Raw genomic sequence first — 16,086 nt, 5'->3', positions numbered from 1 at the left:
GCCCACGCGCCATGGCCTAGACTCGGCCGTGGCAAGGCAATCGAAGGTGCCCCTCACGGGGATAATCGGGAAGCCGGTGAGAATCCGGCACAGGCCCGCTGCGGTGACCCGGGAGTCGTCGATCACGCGCATCCGCGCAGCCACTGGACCGTCCGGTCCGGGAAGGCGATCGCACGGCGTCCGACCGGGAAGTCCGAATACCGGCCTTCGAACAGCTTGCCGCGAAAAACATCCCAGCGGGAGCCTGTGGAGGTCGAAGTGCATGTGTATCCGTTCGGTGCGGTGGTCGGTTCCGACGACCTCGCGCTGGCCCTGACCCTGTGTGCGGTGTCGCCGACGATCGGCGGTGTGCTGGTGCGTGGAGAGAAGGGCACCGCGAAATCGACGACGGTGCGTGCCCACGCCGCACTGTTGCCCCCGGTCACCGTCGTGGACGGGTGCCGGTTCTCGTGCGATCCGGACGCCCCCGATCCGTCCTGCCCGGACGGCCCCCATCCGCCCGGTGCGGCCTCGCATGTCCGGCCGGTACGGCTGGTGGAACTACCCGTCGGCGCGGCGGAGGATCGCGTCACCGGAGCGTTGCATCTCGGCAAGGCACTGGCCGACCGCACGGCCGAATACGAACCCGGTCTTCTGGCACTGGCCCACCGCGGCGTGCTGTACGTCGACGAGGTCAACCTCCTGCACGACCACCTGGTCGACCTGCTGCTCGACGCCGCGGCGATGGGCCGCTCGACCGTCGAACGCGACGGGGTCTCCGTCGAGCACGCCTCCCGATTCGTACTGGTCGGAACGATGAATCCCGAGGAGGGTGAGCTTCGCCCGCAGTTGCTCGACCGCTTCGGACTCGCCGTGGACGTGACCGCGCCCCGCGACCCGCACATGCGCGCCGAGATCGTGCGGCGGCGGATGGCCTTCGACGCCGACCCGGCCGGGTTCACCGCGCGATGGGCGGATCGGGACGCAGAGTGGTCGCGGCGAGTAGCCTCCGCCCGCGAACTCGTCCCGCAGGTCGCACTGAGCGACGACGCACTGGTCTCGATCGCCGAGGTGTGCGCGGCGTTCGACGTGGACGGCATGCGCGCCGACCTGGTCACCGCCCGCACGGCGATCGCACACGCGGCCTGGCACGACCGGATCGAGGTGACACGCGAGGACATCGCGGCAGCGGCCCGACTCGCCCTGCCACACCGTCGGCGCCGCAACCCCTTCGACGCCCCCACCAGCAGCGACGATCTGCTCGACGAACTTCTCGGTGGAGACGATCCGGATCCTGGCCCCGACGACGATCCCGGTGGTGGCGAGAGCGCACCCGACGGCTCGGCGGCGGAGACGTCCTCCGGTTCGGGTGATCGGTCGTCCACCAGCCTGGCGTCGGCGACGGATCCTTTTCGCGCCAGGGTGTTCTCCGTCGATCGGGTCGGGCGCGGGGCGGCCGGTCGCCGGTCGCGGGCGGTCACCACGATCGGCCGTACCGTGGGCAGTCGCCGCGGCGACACCGGCCCGGTTCATCTGCCCGCCACGATCCGCGCGTCCGCCTTCACCGATCGGGGTCTGCAGGTGCGCCGCAAGATCATCGAAGGCCGCGAGACCAATCTCGTCCTGCTCTGCGTCGACGCATCCGGGTCGATGGCAGCACGCAACCGGATGGTGCAGGTCAAGACCGCCGTCCTGTCGCTGCTGCTCGACGCCTACCGCCGTCGCGACACCGTCGGACTCGTGACCTTCCGCGGCACCGGCGCGACCGTCGCACTCCCGCCGACGAATTCGGTGGACGTGGCTGCCGCACGGCTGCGAGAACTTCCCGCCGGTGGGCGGACCCCGCTGGCGGAGGGGTTGATCGAAGCGGCCACCACCCTTCGGCGTCATTCCCTGCGGGATCCGCGTCGACGCGCCCTGCTCGTCGTGGTCACCGACGGTCGCGCCACCGCCGGACCGGACGCTGTGCAGCGCTCGCTCGACGCCGCGGACGTCATCGCTGCACAGGGAATCTCCTCCGTGGTGGTCGATTCCGAGACGGGCCGATTCCGGATGGGTCTCGCGGCCCGTCTCGCCGAACGCCTCGGCGCCGAGTATGTGCCCGTCGGTGAGGTCGATGCCGACGCTTTGACCGGAATCGTCCGGGAGAGGGCCGCCTGATGCCGAAGGGACAACCCACCGTCGTCCCCGCCGACGGTCTCACCACCCGGCAGCGCCGCAACCGGCCGCTGTTGATGATCAACACCGGCGACGGAAAAGGAAAGTCCACAGCCGCATTCGGCCTCGCACTGCGTGGCTGGAACCAGGGCTGGTCGGTCGCCGTCTTCCAGTTCGTCAAGTCCGCCAAGTGGCGACTCGGCGAGCAGACCGCCTTCGAAACCCTCGCCGATCTGCACGCCGAGCGCGGCACCGGGGGGCCGATCGAGTGGCACAAGATGGGTTCCGGCTGGTCGTGGTCGCGCAAGGAAGGCACCGAGGAGGATCATGCCGCCGATGCGCTCGCCGGGTGGCGTGAGATCCAGCGACGTCTCACCGCGGAGCAGCACGGCCTGTACGTACTGGACGAGTTCACCTATCCGATCGCCTGGGGCTGGGTCGACATCGACGAGGTCGTCGATACGCTGACCTCACGGCCGGGACACCAGCACGTCATGATCACGGGGCGGCGTGCGCACCCGAAACTCGTCGAGGTCGCCGACCTGGTGACGGAGATGACGAAGGTCAAACATCCGATGGATGCGGGACAGAAGGGCCAACGAGGGATCGAGTGGTGAGGGTTCCACGCGTCGTCGTCGCCGCACCGGCATCCGGGCATGGGAAGACCACCGTCGCCACGGGTCTCATGGCGGCACTGCGTCGCGCCGGCCACATCGTGTCGGGGCACAAGATCGGTCCCGACTACATCGATCCCGGCTACCACTCGCTCGCCACCGGCCGACCGGGCCGCAACCTCGACCCGCACCTCGTCGGCGAGGACCTCGTCGCTCCTCTCTTCCTGCACGGCGCCGCCGGTGCGGACATCGCCGTGATCGAAGGGGTCATGGGGTTGTACGACGGGATGATCGGCACCGAGGGGTACGCGTCCACCGCCCACACCGCGGCCCTGCTGTCCGCACCGGTGATCCTCGTCGTCGACGTCTCGCACGCCTCCCGGTCGATCGCGGCGATCGTGCACGGCATGGCGTCCTACGACCGCGGCACGCGGATCGCCGGCGTGATCCTGAACAAGGCCGGATCGCAGCGACATTCGGACGAGGTGATCCGCGCACTCGAACCGACCGGTATCCCGGTGCTCGGTGTGCTCGGTCGCGACGACGGCGTCACCGTCCCCTCGCGCCATCTCGGCCTGGTGCCCGCCGAGGAGCGCGACGAGGCGACCGCGCAGGTGGATCGTCTCGCCGCGCGGATCGCCGAGCGCATCGATCTCACCGAGATCCTCGGTATCGCCTCGGCAGCACCCGCTCTGTCGGCGACACCGTGGTCACCGGGCACATCCACCGAGGACGGGCCGGTGATCGCCGTCGCCGGAGGCCGCGCCTTCACCTTCCGCTACACCGAGACCGAGGAACTGCTGCGCGCACACGGATGCCGACCGGTGACCTTCGATCCCCTGCGCGACGAACGACTGCCCGCCGGCGCCGCAGGCATCTACCTCGGCGGCGGGTTCCCCGAGGTACATGCCGCCGACCTCGCCGCGAACCTCCCCTTGCGCACGCACCTGCGTGCCGCGATCGCGGCCGGAGTTCCGACCGTAGCCGAGTGCGCCGGTCTGCTCTATCTGGGGCGTGAGGTCGACGGGCACGAGATGGTGGGAGCCCTCGACACGGTGGCACGGATGACCCCGCGCCTGACCCTCGGCTACCGCACCGCGATCGCGCCGCAGGACACCCTGCTCGCCTCCGCCGGCACCCGCGTCACCGGCCACGAATTCCACCGCACCGTGATCGATTCCGGCTCGTCTGCCGCGTGGCTGCTCGACGGCCGGCCGGACGGCATCGCCACCGCAACGGTGCATGCGTCGTACCTGCACACGCACTGGGCCGGACATCCCGATCTCGCACGACGGTTCGCAGACGCCGCACGGTCGGCGGAACCCGCCCCCGAACCCACCTCGGCACCTGCGCGTCGTCGAACACCCGAACCCGACCTGCACCATCACGGCGACCGCGACGCGACCGAGGGGCTGGTCGACCTCGCCGTCAACGTCTCGCGCCGACCGCGACCGGCATGGCTCGACGACGCCCTGCGTGCATCGCTGGACGATCTCGCCCGGTATCCCGACCCGAGCGATGCACGCGCCGCTCTCGCCGATCGTCACGGCCGCAGCGTCGACGAGGTCCTCCCGACCGCCGGAGGTGCCGAGGCGTTCACATTGATCGCTCGGGCACGGGCGTGGCGGAAGCCGGTGGTGGTGCACCCGCAGTTCACCGAACCGGAGGCCGCACTGTTGGCCGCCGGACATCGTGTCACGCGGGTCGTGTTGCGCTGCGATGACGGGTTCGTCCTCGATCCGGGTGCGGTCCCGGAGGATGCCGACCTGGTCATCGTCGGCAATCCGACGAACCCCACCTCGGTCCTGCACCCGGCCGACACGCTCCTGGCACTGACCCGACCGGGACGGGTGGTCGTGGTCGACGAGGCGTTCATGGACGCCGTTCCCGGCGAAACCGAATCGTTGACGGGACAGCTCGTTCCGGGACTCGTGGTGCTGCGGTCGCTCACCAAGACGTGGGCGATCCCGGGTCTGCGCGCCGGATACGTGGTCGGCGACGCCGCAGTGCTCGCGGATTTCGCCGCGCAGCAACCACCCTGGTCGGTGTCCACTCCCGCAGGGGCCGCGATGATCGCGTGCGCATCCGGTGACGCAGTACGCGAGACCGAGGTGATCGCACAGGAGATCGCCGGCGACAGGAAGGTTCTCGTCGACGCCCTCACCGGACTCGGAATCCACGTGGTCTCCCCCGCGACGGCCCCGTTCGTGCTGGCGGAAACGCCAGAGGGAACGCGGGAGAGATTGCGGGAGAAGGGCTTCGCGCTGCGTCGCGGCGACACCTTCCCCGGCCTCGGTGACGACTGGGTACGGATCGCGGTGCGCGACGCGGCGACCACGGCAACGCTCGTCGAGGCGTGGAGAACGATCCTGTGAAGCACAGGGCACTCGGACTGGCGCTCGGCTACGCCGCCGACCAACTCGTCGGCGACCCGCAGCGGTGGCATCCCGTGAGCGGCTTCGGGAAGTTGGCGCGCGCCGCCGAGGGCCGGCTGTATGCCGACCACCGCGTTGCCGGGGTGGTGTTCACCTCGCTGCTGGTCGGCTCTGCCGGAGCGCTGGGATACGTCGCCGACCACGCGACCCGCGGTCGTCCGGTGCCGGCGGTGGCGGTCACGGCGCTGACCACCTGGACCGTGCTCGGCGGCCGCTCCCTCGGATTCGAGGCCCGGACGATCGACGCCCAACTCCGCGACGGCGATCTCGCCGCGGCGCGGCAACAGGTGACCCACCTGGTGGGCCGCGACCCGTCTCGGCTCGACGAGAACGGGATCGCGCGCGCCACGATCGAGTCGGTCGCCGAGAACACCTCCGACGCCGTCGTCGCCCCGCTGTGGTGGGGTGCGGTCCTCGGTCCGGCCGGCCTGCTCGGGTACCGCGCCGCGAACACCCTGGACGCGCGCGTCGGTCACCGCACACCGCGGCTCGAACGGTTCGGCTGGGCCTCGGCCCGGTTCGACGACCTGCTCAATCTCGTCCCCGCTCGCCTCACCGCCCTGCTGGCTGTCGCACTCGGTGACGACGGCCGGGGCGCGGTCCGGGCGTGGCGCCGGGACGCCCGTCAGCATCCGAGTCCGAATGCCGGTCCGGTCGAAGCGGCGTTCGCCGGTGCTCTCGGGATCCGGCTCGGCGGCTCGAACGTCTATCACGGTGTGGTCGAGGATCGCGGCACGCTCGGCGACGGACCCGCGCCGGCCCCGGAAGATATCGGCCGTACCGCGCGACTCGCCTCCAAGGTCGGACTCGGAGCCGTGGCGACCGCCATCGCGGTCGCCCTCGTCCATCGATAGCCTCCCCGATATTTCCCAGCCGCGACGGGAATTCCGGCCGAGGGTGAAATTCCGGGGTGAATCCGTGTTCGTTCTGCCCGAAACGTAACTCCGGTTGCTGGACGCGACGAACATGGCGCACTGCGCCACGCCGAGTCGGTCGCGTCAACTCCGACAACACGTCGGCGTCCACGGCCGACAACCTGTCACGGAATGTCCCGCAGGTCCTCGATGCGATGGTCGAACTCCCCCTCGGTGTCGTCGACCGAGTCCTCGACGCGGCCGTTCTCGAGCGGCCGGTACACGAAGACGGTGTTCAGTCCGACTTCGCGGGCGGCCCGCAGATCGTAGGGATGCGACGCGACCATCGCGGCCCGGAAGGGATCGACGCCCAGATACCGGCAGGTGCGCTCGTACAGGAAACGTTCGGGTTTGAAGGCGCCGAACAGTTCGGCCGTGAGGATGGCATCGGCCTCGAGCTGCTGGTCGCGGAAGAGCGCGATCATCGTGGCCATGTCCGTATTGGACAGTGTCGCCACCACTGCCTGCGAACGGAGTTCGTTCAGCCCGGGCCGCACGTCCGGCCATGCCTCGAGGCGTTGCCAGGCCCGCGCCGTCTCGACGCGCACGTCCTTGGGAAGGTCGATCCCGAACTGCTCGCACACGTCGCCGAGTCCGTCGACGTAGGAGTCCTGCACGCGATACCACTTCTCCACCGACTGGTCGAGACGGAGGATGCGTTCATAGTAGTCGCTCCTCCAGGCCCGCACCAGGTCGCCCACGGTCGCCGGATCGGCATCGGGTCCGAGCGCATGGGCCACCGCCCGGGTGACCGGGGTGTAGAAGTCCATCAGCGTGCCCTGCACGTCGAAGATGTACGCGTCGTATCGGCTCACGCCTTGGAGCATGCCCGATCGCGCCTGCCCGAAACTGCTTTCCCGAACCCGCACGCCGATGTGACCCGCGTCGCATACTGGGACCGAAGCGTCGCCGCGCTCCGGGGGTGCACCATGGACGACCTGGCGGAATTCCGTCACGATCTCGATCGCATCGAACACAGCGTCGCCGGTGAGGTGGTCGTCGGCCGCTCGCGGGTCCGGATCCTGGCCGGGTGCGTCGCGCTGCTGGTCATGGGTCTGCTGCTTCCCCAGGCCACTTCGGTGACGTCCCTGACGACCCTTCTGCGCTGGGACTCCGAGGCCGCAACCCTTCCCCTCCGTGTCTTCGACGTCTTCGTGGTGGTGTTCGGCATCCTCGTACCGCTCGTCGCATTGCTCCGCCGCCGGTGGGGTGCCGCAACGCTCGCGATGCTCGGTTCGGGGGCGGCGTCGATGGTGGGACTGTTCGCCGTCTGGTCACAGGCCGGGATGGTCGCCCACACCTCTCACGCACCGCACGTCGGCCTGTATCTGTGCTGGGGCGCGGTGATGGCATCCACTGCGGTGTGGTTACCCGTCGTGCTCTCCACCGCTCCCCTGCGCAGCGCCCCTCCGGTCACCTCCGGAGTTCTGACTCCCCGGAACGGTCGCTGACCGCACCGTTCGCCGCTCGACAGTGGCGCACGACACGCTTGCGGTGCAACACTGTAATCAGTGCAACGCGCACAGGTTGATCGGTGCGACACGCACCGGGTCGCGTCCCGAGGAGGACATCATGCGACATTCACACATCCACGGATTCGGACGACCGGGCGGCTGGCAACAGGCAGACGTCCCCGACGCGAGCGATGCCGCCGAGTGGTTCGCCGGCAGGCTCCCCGACGACTGGTTCACCGGACCGCCCGACATCGAGATCGACAGAGAAGAGATCTTCGTCGTCGGCCCCCTCGGGGTACCCGACGGCACGAGCGACACCGAGATCGACGGACGCATCGCTCGATTCCGCGAGACCACGCGCGCCGACCGGATGCGCATCGCCGACGAGGCCGAGGCCCGCTACGGCCGCAAGGTGGCCTGGGGCGTGACGGTCGGCGACCGGACCGACCTGTTCACCCACCTCGCCGTCCCGGTCATGACGCGACTGCGCCAACCCGAACGGAAGGTGCTCGACACCCTCGTCGACGCCGGTGTCGCGCGGTCCCGTTCGGACGCACTGAAGTGGACCGTCAGGCTCGTGGGGCAGCACTCGGAGCAGTGGCTCCGGGAACTGCGCGAAGCGATGAAGAAGGTCGACGATCTGCGTTCCGAAGGTCCGCAGGTCTGACCTCCGCCACCCGGAGGACCCATTCCCGCGCTACCGTCACGGTCTCCACCGCGGCGACACCGCGGGGTGTGGGCGGGCGGCGTATGACGATCACGCGCACGCCCAGTTCATCGGCGGCGTCGAGTTTGCCGCGGGTGAGCGAACCACCCGAATCCTTCGTGACGAGGGTATCGATCCCGTTGTCGAGCAGCAGCTTCCGTTCGTCACTCGCCGTGTAGGGGCCGCGTCCGAGCAGCACCGACCAGCTCGGTGGCAGTTCGGTCGTCAGTGGATCGACGACGCGGACGAGCACGTCGTGCGTGGCGAGCGGTCCGACGAAGCGGTCGAGTGTCTGCCGTCCGGTGCTGAGGAAGATCCTCCGGCCGGTCGCGGCGACGTGCGCGGCGCCGTCGTGGTCGTCGACCCACGTCCACCGGCCGTGCGCGTCGTGCCAGCCCGGTCGTTGCAGGCGCACCAGTGGCACGTTCGCGGCGGCGCATGCCGCGGCGGCGTTCGCGCTGATGCCCGCGGCGAACGGATGGGTGGCGTCGACGACGGCTCGGATACCGCGCTCGGTCAGGTACCGGACGAGACCGTCCGCTCCGCCGAACCCTCCGATGCGCACCGGACCGACGGGCAGGCGTGGATTGCGGACCCGGCCTGCCAGGGAGGATTCGAACGCGATGTCCGCGTCGTCCAATGCCGCGGCGAGGGAACGGGCTTCCCCCGTCCCACCGAGGATGAGGACCGTCACCGCAGGGTTCCCCTCAGCACGGGCAGGGTTCGCTCGTCGGAGAGCATGGTGAGCAGAGCGTCCATGTCGAGATGTTCGTCGACGAGGTCCGCGAGCGCCTCGATGCGGACCTCGCGTGCGGCCGGGAAACTCACTTCCCCGGTGCGGATCTCGCGGCCCACCACCGCAGCGACCTCGCGTAACCACGCCCAGCGCAACGCGTCCCCTTCGAGGGCGCCGTGCCACATGGTGCCGAACACCGAACCCTCCCGGGTGCCACCGAGGAATTCGGTGCCACCGTCGACGGTGACGCGTCCGTGATGGATCTCGTATCCGGAGGCAGCCGCATCCAACGCTGACCCCCTCGGCAATCGGAGGACCTTCTCGTGTCCGAACTCGGTTCGGGCCGGGAGCAACCCGAGACCCGCCGCGCTTGCGCCGGGAACACCCTCGACGCCGTGCGGGTCGTCGATGCGCGTGCCGAGCATCTGGAAGCCGCCGCAGATACCGAGGACCGGTCCACCTCGGCGGACGTGGTCGACGATCGCGGTGTCGAGTCCTCGCGAGCGCAGCCACGCGAGATCCGCGAGGGTCGCGCGTGTTCCGGGCACGATCACGACGTCGGCGCCGGCGAGCGCTCGCGGGTCGTCGACGAAGCGGACCCGCACGTCCGGTTCGAGGCACAACGCGTCGACATCGGTGAAGTTGCTGACCCGCGGCAGCATCACGACGGCGATGCTCAGTGCGCCGTCACCATCGTGTGCGGGACGGGAGGTGAGGGCGAGTGAATCCTCCGAGTCGAGCCACAGGTCGCGTTGCCATGGCAGCACGCCGAGCACCGGGCGGCCGGTGAGCCGTTCGAGCGAGTCGAGTCCGGGCTTCAGGAGCGAGACGTCGCCGCGGAACTTGTTGATCACGAAGCCGCGGATCAACTGCTGATCCGCGGCGTCGAGCAGGGCCAGCGTCCCGTACATCGAGGCGAACACACCACCGCGGTCGATGTCGCCGACCACGACGGTCGGCATCGAACCATGTTGCGCCAGACCCATGTTCACATAGTCGTGGTCGCGCAGATTGATCTCGGCCGCGCTCCCGGCACCTTCGCACACCACCACGTCGAATCTACGCCGGAGGTCGTCGAAGGCACCGAATGCCGCGTCGGCGAGATGCTTTCGTCCACCGGCGAACTCACCCGCCTCCAGCGCTCCGGCCGGCCGCCCGAGAACCACGACGTGGCTGCGCCGGTCGTCGCCGGGCTTGAGCAGCACCGGGTTCATCGCGGCCTCGGGGATCGCACGGGCAGCCACTGCCTGGATCCACTGGGCGCGCCCGATCTCCGCGCCCTCGCTCGTCACCATCGAGTTGTTCGACATGTTCTGCGCCTTGAACGGCGCGACCTTCACGCCGCGCCGCGCCAAGGATCGGCAGATCCCGGTGACGACCACGGATTTTCCTGCATCCGAGGTCGTTCCGGCGACGAGCAGACCCGAACCCATGCCGTCAGGCCGGGATCGTCACGCGACGGGACGCGCGTTCGGTGAGGTACGCGAAGACCACACCGAGCACCGCCCACAGGGTGAGCTGCACGGTGAACGACGCGACCCGGAACTCCCACAGCAGCGTCGCGGGGAAGCCCTCCCCCACCTCGTCGATTTTCGGCAAGGCGAGATATCCGAGACCCACCACGACGAGGAAGGCAACCGCCGGGCCTGCGATGCGGACGGTGTGCAGATCCTGGGCGGCCAGCGCCTTCGCCACCGCGACGGCCACGGCGATCGCGACGAGTCCGAGAACGACCGAGGCGAGCCACAGCAGGGTGCGTTGATCGATCGTGTCGGGATCACCGACGGCCGGCGGATTCGCCGGATACTTCACGAACGGGACGGCCTCGACGGCGAGCCACGCTCCGGCCGCCCCGAACAATCCGAGCTTCCAGCCCGGCATGTCGGTGAGGCGACGCGCGAAGTGCAGCACCGACGCGTAGAGGGCGCCGAACGCGAGACCGGCGAGAGTCGTCGCGAGGAACAGTCCGGCCTTCTGCCCGGTACGGTCGACGAGCGCATCCTCGCCGTGACTGTGACCGTGGGATTCCCCGGTGGTCGCAGCGTGGTCGTGATCATGCGAATGCGCTTCGCCGGCAGCTTCTTCGAGCGCGATCGCGGATTCGATGTGGGGTTCGCCGACGACGAAGGCGACACCGCCGGCGAGCAGACCCGCGACGAGTCCGGCGAGCAGGCCCCGCAGCAGCAGGTGGAGGTAGGTTCCGGGCATCGTGGTCCCCGTTCTCAATGGCACGGAAGACCGAGGAGGTGCCGGCCGTCGTGCATCAGTTCGTGCATGAACATGCCGGTGCGCGAGATCGCGCCCTGATCGAATCCGACCAGGTAGAGAACGAGAAAAGCCGCGACGATCACTGCGGCGAGAGCGACTGCGAGTGCGGCGGAGCCGAGCGACTCGTCGGGGGTATGGACAACAGCCATGACAATCCTCCTGGGATTTCGCGCCCCATTCGATTCCGTCATGTGCCGCGGGAGTTTTCTGGCTTCCGGAGATTTCGACATCTCCGGTTACAGTGGCGCGACCGCTCCGGCTTTCCACCGGATTGCCTACACCTCGGCACATCTTTACCGACGCACCTTCGCACCGGGCGTTGTGCGATGTCAAGCGGAGAGGACGTACCTGCCGTGACCCGATTGTTCGTCGTCGCACACGCTTCCACGCGCGCGACGGAACAGGCCCGATTTCCGTGCGACGAACCGATCTCCGATCGGGGCCGCCGCGAACTCGGACGCCTCGCGGTGCCGGTCGTCGACCGGTGGGTATGTGCACCCGAGCGACGCGCGGTCGACACGGTCCACGCCTTCGGTGTCCCCGCCGAGATCGACTCCGCGCTGCGCGAGCTCGACTACGGCAGGTGGTGCGGGTCGGCGATGGGCGATGTGCCCGAGGGCGAGCTGGCGATGTGGCTGACCGAGCCGGCGGCCGCACCGCACGGCGGCGAGTCCGTCGAGGACCTCATCCGCCGGGTCGGCACCTGGCTGGCGGCACAGGACGACGGCTACGAACGGGTCGGGGTGGTGACACACCCGGCGGTCGTGCGAGCGGCGACGGTGTGCGCTCTCGACGCTCCGGCGGCGTCGTTCCGGAGGGTCGACGTGGGACCGCTGGACGTCGTCCGGCTCTACGGCGGGCCGGGTCGGTGGACTTTGCGGCCGAACCGATTCGCGCGGTGAGCTACCAGGTGACGTCCTTCTCGCACTGCTTGCCGTCGACTGTCGACTCCACCTGGACGGTGGCGTGCTCGAGCCCGTGCGACGACAGCGCGGTGCGCGCCGAGTCGAGGATCCACTGCGGGTCGTGGTCGCTGACGAGATGCACGGTCGCGACGTCCATGCCGGTGGTCAGCGTCCACACGTGCAGGTCGTGCACGCCGCACACGCCGGGCAGCGCGAGCAGGTCGGTGCGCAGCAGGTCGACGTCGAGATGCGCCGGCGAGGTCTGAGTGAGGATGCGCAGCGACTCGGCGGCCAGTCGCAGGGCGCGCGGCACGACCCACAGGGAGATGAGCACACCGACGACGACGTCGGCCAGGCTCCAGCCGAAGATCATGACGAGTGCGCCCGCGATGAGGACGCCGACGGATCCGACGGCGTCGGCGAGCACCTCCATGTAGGCGCCGCGCACCGCGATGCTGTCCTTCGCGTCGGCCCGCAGCATGAGCATCACGACGATGTTGGCGGCCAGTCCCGCGAGGGCGGTGACGATCATGGGCAGGCCGGGAAGTTCGGGGGCGTCGCCGATGCGGTCGATCGCCTCGTAGAACACCCAGCCGGCGACGCCGAGCAGCAGCACCGCGTTGACCATCGCGGTGAGGACTTCGGCGCGATGCCAGCCGAAGGTGCGCGAGGCCGCGCTGCTCCCGCGTCGGGCGAGGATGAGGGCGACCATGCCCATGGACACCCCGACGACGTCGGTGAGCATGTGGCCCGCGTCGGCGAGCAGGGCGAGAGAACCGATCAGGAGACCGACGAACGCCTCCAGTACGAAGAACGCTCCGAGGATGCCCAGCGCGAAAGCCATGCGCCGGATGACGGCGCGCGTGGGACCGGCGCCCTGACCGTGACCGTGGCCGACGCCGTGTGAGTGCCCGTGACCCGAACCCATCGAACTCCCTCTCCGAACCTCGGGCCATCGTATGCACGAATGCGCATATGTTTCAACGGCTACGTGCCCGGCGGGCTCGGAGGGCTTACTCGTCCGGGTCGTAGGCCGGATGTTCGACGGTGGATGGAAGGGTCGCGATCGCGGTGATCCGCTTGAGTCCGGCGGTCTGCAGCAGGTCGACGATCAGCGACCTCATCTGCGCGAACACCACCGTCGCCGACACTCCTGCCCCGGCGATGAGTTCGGGATCCATCTTCTTGGCGATGCTGCGCAGCACACGTGCAGCCTCGGCCTGGTCGGGCTGCTCCCCCGGCTCCGCGAGAACCATCTCGCGGAGCACGTCCACCGCATCGGCCACCTCGGCGAACAGCTGCACGAGCCGCGGATCAAGGATCTCGTCGTCGCGGACGAGGGTCAGCGACCGGCGCGCGAGCACGCGAATGTTGCGCATCGCGTGATCGATCGGGTCGGCGGCAGCCGTCAGGACCGCGAGACGCTTGCGGCTGTTCCAGTACAGCGGCGAGATCCGGCTGATCTCCCGACCGCCCTTGAGGTGGGTGCGCATCGAGTCGATCGCGGGCTGGGTGGCCCGCGCCTGCTTGAGGGCGTCCTCGATCGGTTTCGGGTTGTTCTCGACGAGCCCGGTCTCGACCTTCCTCAGGACCTCGCTCGCCGTGGCGAGGATCTCGGCGGCGTTGCGCCGGGCACGCCGCACCGGATGGGTGGGGATCATCGCGACGACCGCGATGCCCGTGAGACCCCCGACCAGGGCGTCGACCATCCGATCGGGCCCACCGGTGCCACCGGGTGGCAGCAGCGTCGCCACGAGCACCGCGGAGTTCCCGGCCTGCATCGCGAAGATCGGGCCGCTGTTCAACGCGACCGCCGTACTCATCGCGATGGTCACGACGAGCGCGATCTGCCACGGTCCGCTGCCGATCAGCGAGACGAGCAGGTCGCCCACGCCGATCCCGACGGTCACACCGCAGACGAGTTCGACGGAACGCCGCAATCGGGCGCCGAGACCGAGCCCGAGGGAGACGACTGCCGCGATGGGGGCGAAGAAGGGCTGTTGGTGCCCGACCAGATCCTTCGCGACCCACCACGCCAGGCCCGCCGCCAGCGCGCACTGCACGATCGGCAGCGCCGATGTGCGCAGCCGATCGAACGAGTCGGTCAGGCGTTTACGAGCTCCCTGACGGGTGGGTCGACGCCGGGTCGCCGCGGACAGTCTGTTCAACACAGACATGTACGGGCGTCTATTCGACGCCGAGTTCTTCCGCTGCCCGCGGGTCGCAGTCCTCGAGCAGGTCCAGGCAGCGGGCGTGCTCGTCCGACTCACCGATGGTTCGGGCTGCCCGGGCCAGGACGGCGACGCAACGCAGGAAACCGCGGTTGGGTTCGTGGCTGTAGGGCACGGGACCGAAACCCTTCCAGCCGTTGCGGCGCAGCTGGTCGAGACCGCGGTGATATCCGGTGCGTGCGTAGGCGTATGCCTGGATCGTCTCGCCACTGTCGAGTGCGGCCTCGGCGAGGTACGCCCAGGCGATCGAGGCGGTGGGATGGTCGGCTGCGACCTTCGCCGGGTCCTCGTTGTTCAGCAGGGCCGACTCCGCGTCGTCGTCGCCGGGGAGAAGGGTGGGCTGCGGTCCGAGAAGATCACCGAAAGACGTCATGGGGTCATTGTGCCCTTCCGTGGCGAAGGCTCGATAGAGTCCCCGGGTAACCGCAGGCCGTCGAGCGAGGTGCAGCACGTTGTCGGACCCGAAGAACGAAGAGTCACCCGAGCAGACTTCGACGACCCCTTCTGTCGAGACACCGGACGAGAGTGCGGAAAACGAACCCCCTGTCGAGCCGGCGGCGACCGACGAAGCAGCCGCAGAAGAAGCGGTATCCGAGGATGCAGTGCCCCAGGATGCAGTGCCCCAGGATGCAGCGTCCCAGGATGCAGCGTCCCAGGGTGCAGTGCCCGAGGATGCAGTGGGCGCGGGAACCGAGAAGGCCGACGAGCCGGCGGAGCAGGTCTCCGAGAAACCTGAGGAGCCGACCACCGATGCGGCGTCCTCGGGTGAGGACGCGAGCAGCGATGAGCCGGAACAGGCTGCAGACGAGAGCGTCACCACGGACGAGACCGTGGCGCTTCCCGTCGTCGAACCCGAGACCGTCGAGTCCCGCCCGACCCCCGAATCCGAGCCCGCGCCCGATGTCACCTCCGCCGATGCGCCCACGGTGCAGATCCCGGTCCGCAGCCACGTGCCGAAGGCGCCGCCGCAGCGCATCGCTCCGCGCCGTGAGGAACCGACGGTTCAGCCCGAGCCCGTCCGCGTCGCCGTCCAGCCCACGCCCACGCGCATCCCGCCGGCCCGCGACAAGAGCCGCGGTCGTCGGCTGATCGCTGTCGGAGCAGCGGCCGTGCTGGTGGTCGTGGCGATCGTCGCGGCCGGGGTGATCGTGTTCCTGAAGGACCGCGCCGACAACTCCCCCGAGAGCCGGATCCGCGCGAGCATCGACACCTTCGTCGGAGCACTCGAATCGGGCGACCTGGGGACTCTGCGGGAGTCGACCTGCGGAGCGCTCTCCGACTTCTACGAGACGGTCGATCCGGAGAACTTCCGCGACATCCACCGGCTCGCCGTCGAACAGGGCGAGATCCCGGTGGTGACGAGCGTCGATCGCATCCAGATCACCGAGGGCACCGCCATCGCGCAGGTCACCGCGCACACGGTGAACGATCCCGACGATGTCACCGACCGCACCTTCGACCTCACGCTCGACGGTGAGCAGTGGAAGGTCTGCAGCGAATAACGGGACGACAGCGACCACGAGTGTGCAGAAGTCGTCGTTCGCCCTCGGCGTGTCGCGAGGATTTCTGCACACCGTAGGGACGACGAAGGGGGGCGCCGCCCAACGCCGCGGCGCGGGGGTGGAGGGGGGGGGGGGTTTGGGGCCCGCCCCCCGGCCCCCCCCGGGCGGGGGGTTGAGGGCCTCGT

16 protein-coding genes and 2 riboswitches are annotated in these 16,086 nt (G+C 69.3%); of the genes, 8 read left to right on the top strand and 8 right to left on the bottom strand.

What is annotated here, in order from left to right:
• Positions 1 to 27: 27 nt before the first annotated feature.
• Positions 28 to 223: riboswitch (cobalamin riboswitch) on the top strand.
• Between the two features lie 35 nt (positions 224 to 258).
• From A5767_RS06210 to A5767_RS06195, 4 genes are read left to right on the top strand one after another with little or no spacing between them, the layout of a single operon-like run.
• The gene (locus A5767_RS06210; RefSeq protein WP_231913137.1) at positions 259 to 2,139 is read left to right on the top strand and encodes a VWA domain-containing protein; all 1,881 of its coding nucleotides are present in this window, start codon (positions 259 to 261) and stop codon (positions 2,137 to 2,139) included.
• A complete protein-coding gene (gene cobO, locus A5767_RS06205; protein ID WP_024101878.1) occupies positions 2,139 to 2,753 on the top strand; it encodes a cob(I)yrinic acid a,c-diamide adenosyltransferase in 615 nt (204 codons plus the stop codon). The genes A5767_RS06210 and cobO overlap by 1 nt, the downstream gene beginning before the upstream one ends.
• Entirely contained in the window at positions 2,750 to 5,125 is a 2,376-nt protein-coding gene (locus A5767_RS06200; RefSeq protein WP_064851935.1) for a cobyrinate a,c-diamide synthase, read from the top strand. Before cobO ends, A5767_RS06200 begins: the two co-directional genes overlap by 4 nt.
• Positions 5,122 to 6,039 (top strand): cobalamin biosynthesis protein, encoded by a 918-nt coding sequence (locus A5767_RS06195; RefSeq protein ID WP_019291059.1) that lies wholly within the window; start codon positions 5,122 to 5,124, stop codon positions 6,037 to 6,039. Before A5767_RS06200 ends, A5767_RS06195 begins: the two co-directional genes overlap by 4 nt.
• A 185-nt stretch (positions 6,040 to 6,224) precedes the next feature.
• Here A5767_RS06195 and A5767_RS06190 read toward each other — a convergent pair whose 3' ends face one another.
• The gene (locus A5767_RS06190) at positions 6,225 to 6,926 is read right to left on the bottom strand and encodes a haloacid dehalogenase type II (RefSeq protein ID WP_019291058.1); all 702 of its coding nucleotides are present in this window, start codon (positions 6,924 to 6,926) and stop codon (positions 6,225 to 6,227) included.
• A 102-nt stretch (positions 6,927 to 7,028) separates the two neighbouring features.
• Between A5767_RS06190 and A5767_RS06185 the strand changes: the two genes are divergently transcribed.
• Together A5767_RS06185 and A5767_RS22510 are read left to right on the top strand one after the other, a co-directional pair.
• Entirely contained in the window at positions 7,029 to 7,550 is a 522-nt protein-coding gene (locus A5767_RS06185; RefSeq protein ID WP_064851920.1) for an Rv2732c family membrane protein, read from the top strand.
• A 121-nt stretch (positions 7,551 to 7,671) separates the two neighbouring features.
• A complete protein-coding gene (locus A5767_RS22510) occupies positions 7,672 to 8,220 on the top strand; it encodes a hypothetical protein (RefSeq protein WP_024101881.1) in 549 nt (182 codons plus the stop codon).
• Here the strand turns inward: A5767_RS22510 and A5767_RS06175 are convergent.
• The 4 genes from A5767_RS06175 to A5767_RS06160 are packed head-to-tail and all read right to left on the bottom strand — an operon-like array spanning position 8,123 to position 11,412.
• Positions 8,123 to 8,953 (bottom strand): cobalt-precorrin-6A reductase, encoded by an 831-nt coding sequence (locus tag A5767_RS06175; RefSeq protein ID WP_019291055.1) that lies wholly within the window; start codon positions 8,951 to 8,953, stop codon positions 8,123 to 8,125. The two genes, A5767_RS22510 and A5767_RS06175, sit on opposite strands and share 98 nt — an antisense overlap.
• Positions 8,950 to 10,428, bottom strand: coding sequence for a cobyric acid synthase (locus A5767_RS06170; RefSeq protein WP_064851919.1), 1,479 nt, complete (start codon positions 10,426 to 10,428; stop codon positions 8,950 to 8,952). Before A5767_RS06170 ends, A5767_RS06175 begins: the two co-directional genes overlap by 4 nt.
• 4 nt (positions 10,429 to 10,432) lie before the next feature.
• Positions 10,433 to 11,203, bottom strand: a complete 771-nt coding sequence (locus tag A5767_RS06165; protein ID WP_019291054.1) for a CbtA family protein — start codon at positions 11,201 to 11,203, stop codon at positions 10,433 to 10,435.
• Between the two features lie 14 nt (positions 11,204 to 11,217).
• Positions 11,218 to 11,412: a CbtB domain-containing protein gene (locus A5767_RS06160; RefSeq protein ID WP_006552982.1), complete on the bottom strand. Its 195-nt coding sequence runs from the start codon at positions 11,410 to 11,412 to the stop codon at positions 11,218 to 11,220.
• Between the two features lie 32 nt (positions 11,413 to 11,444).
• Positions 11,445 to 11,587: riboswitch (cobalamin riboswitch) on the bottom strand.
• Positions 11,588 to 11,616: 29 nt separating this feature from the next.
• Here A5767_RS06160 and A5767_RS06155 point away from each other — a divergent pair.
• Complete coding sequence (locus tag A5767_RS06155) at positions 11,617 to 12,165, top strand: histidine phosphatase family protein (RefSeq protein ID WP_006552983.1); 549 nt, start codon at positions 11,617 to 11,619, stop codon at positions 12,163 to 12,165.
• A gap of 1 nt (position 12,166) precedes the next feature.
• Here A5767_RS06155 and A5767_RS06150 read toward each other — a convergent pair whose 3' ends face one another.
• The 3 genes from A5767_RS06150 to A5767_RS06140 all read right to left on the bottom strand — a co-directional run bounded on the left by A5767_RS06150 (position 12,167) and on the right by A5767_RS06140 (position 14,772).
• Positions 12,167 to 13,096, bottom strand: a complete 930-nt coding sequence (locus A5767_RS06150; protein ID WP_006552984.1) for a cation diffusion facilitator family transporter — start codon at positions 13,094 to 13,096, stop codon at positions 12,167 to 12,169.
• 85 nt (positions 13,097 to 13,181) lie between these two features.
• Positions 13,182 to 14,345 (bottom strand): FUSC family protein, encoded by a 1,164-nt coding sequence (locus tag A5767_RS06145; protein ID WP_197483212.1) that lies wholly within the window; start codon positions 14,343 to 14,345, stop codon positions 13,182 to 13,184.
• Positions 14,346 to 14,355: 10 nt separating this feature from the next.
• Complete coding sequence (locus tag A5767_RS06140) at positions 14,356 to 14,772, bottom strand: DUF3151 domain-containing protein (protein ID WP_006552986.1); 417 nt, start codon at positions 14,770 to 14,772, stop codon at positions 14,356 to 14,358.
• A 289-nt stretch (positions 14,773 to 15,061) separates the two neighbouring features.
• On the opposite strand from A5767_RS06140, the gene A5767_RS06135 reads away from it, so the two are divergent.
• Positions 15,062 to 15,901, top strand: a complete 840-nt coding sequence (locus tag A5767_RS06135; protein WP_231913136.1) for an Rv0361 family membrane protein — start codon at positions 15,062 to 15,064, stop codon at positions 15,899 to 15,901.
• Positions 15,902 to 16,086: the final 185 nt, after the last annotated feature.

The sequence above is a fragment of the Rhodococcus sp. 852002-51564_SCH6189132-a genome, from assembly GCF_001665495.1.
Classification (GTDB): domain Bacteria; phylum Actinomycetota; class Actinomycetes; order Mycobacteriales; family Mycobacteriaceae; genus Rhodococcus; species Rhodococcus pyridinivorans.
The sequence above is the reverse complement of the archived record's forward strand: the minus strand, read 5'-3'. Positions and strand labels throughout refer to the sequence as shown.

Coding starts and splice junctions, on each gene's coding strand:
- cobO (WP_024101878.1), top strand. CDS start 2,139: ATGCCGAAGGGACAACCCACCGTCGTCCCCGCCGACGGTCTCACCACC.
- A5767_RS06190 (WP_019291058.1), bottom strand. CDS start 6,926: ATGCTCCAAGGCGTGAGCCGATACGACGCGTACATCTTCGACGTGCAG.
- A5767_RS06185 (WP_064851920.1), top strand. CDS start 7,029: ATGGACGACCTGGCGGAATTCCGTCACGATCTCGATCGCATCGAACAC.
- A5767_RS22510 (WP_024101881.1), top strand. CDS start 7,672: ATGCGACATTCACACATCCACGGATTCGGACGACCGGGCGGCTGGCAA.
- A5767_RS06170 (WP_064851919.1), bottom strand. CDS start 10,428: ATGGGTTCGGGTCTGCTCGTCGCCGGAACGACCTCGGATGCAGGAAAA.
- A5767_RS06165 (WP_019291054.1), bottom strand. CDS start 11,203: ATGCCCGGAACCTACCTCCACCTGCTGCTGCGGGGCCTGCTCGCCGGA.
- A5767_RS06160 (WP_006552982.1), bottom strand. CDS start 11,412: ATGGCTGTTGTCCATACCCCCGACGAGTCGCTCGGCTCCGCCGCACTC.
- A5767_RS06150 (WP_006552984.1), bottom strand. CDS start 13,096: ATGGGTTCGGGTCACGGGCACTCACACGGCGTCGGCCACGGTCACGGT.
- A5767_RS06145 (WP_197483212.1), bottom strand. CDS start 14,345: ATGTCTGTGTTGAACAGACTGTCCGCGGCGACCCGGCGTCGACCCACC.
- A5767_RS06140 (WP_006552986.1), bottom strand. CDS start 14,772: ATGACGTCTTTCGGTGATCTTCTCGGACCGCAGCCCACCCTTCTCCCC.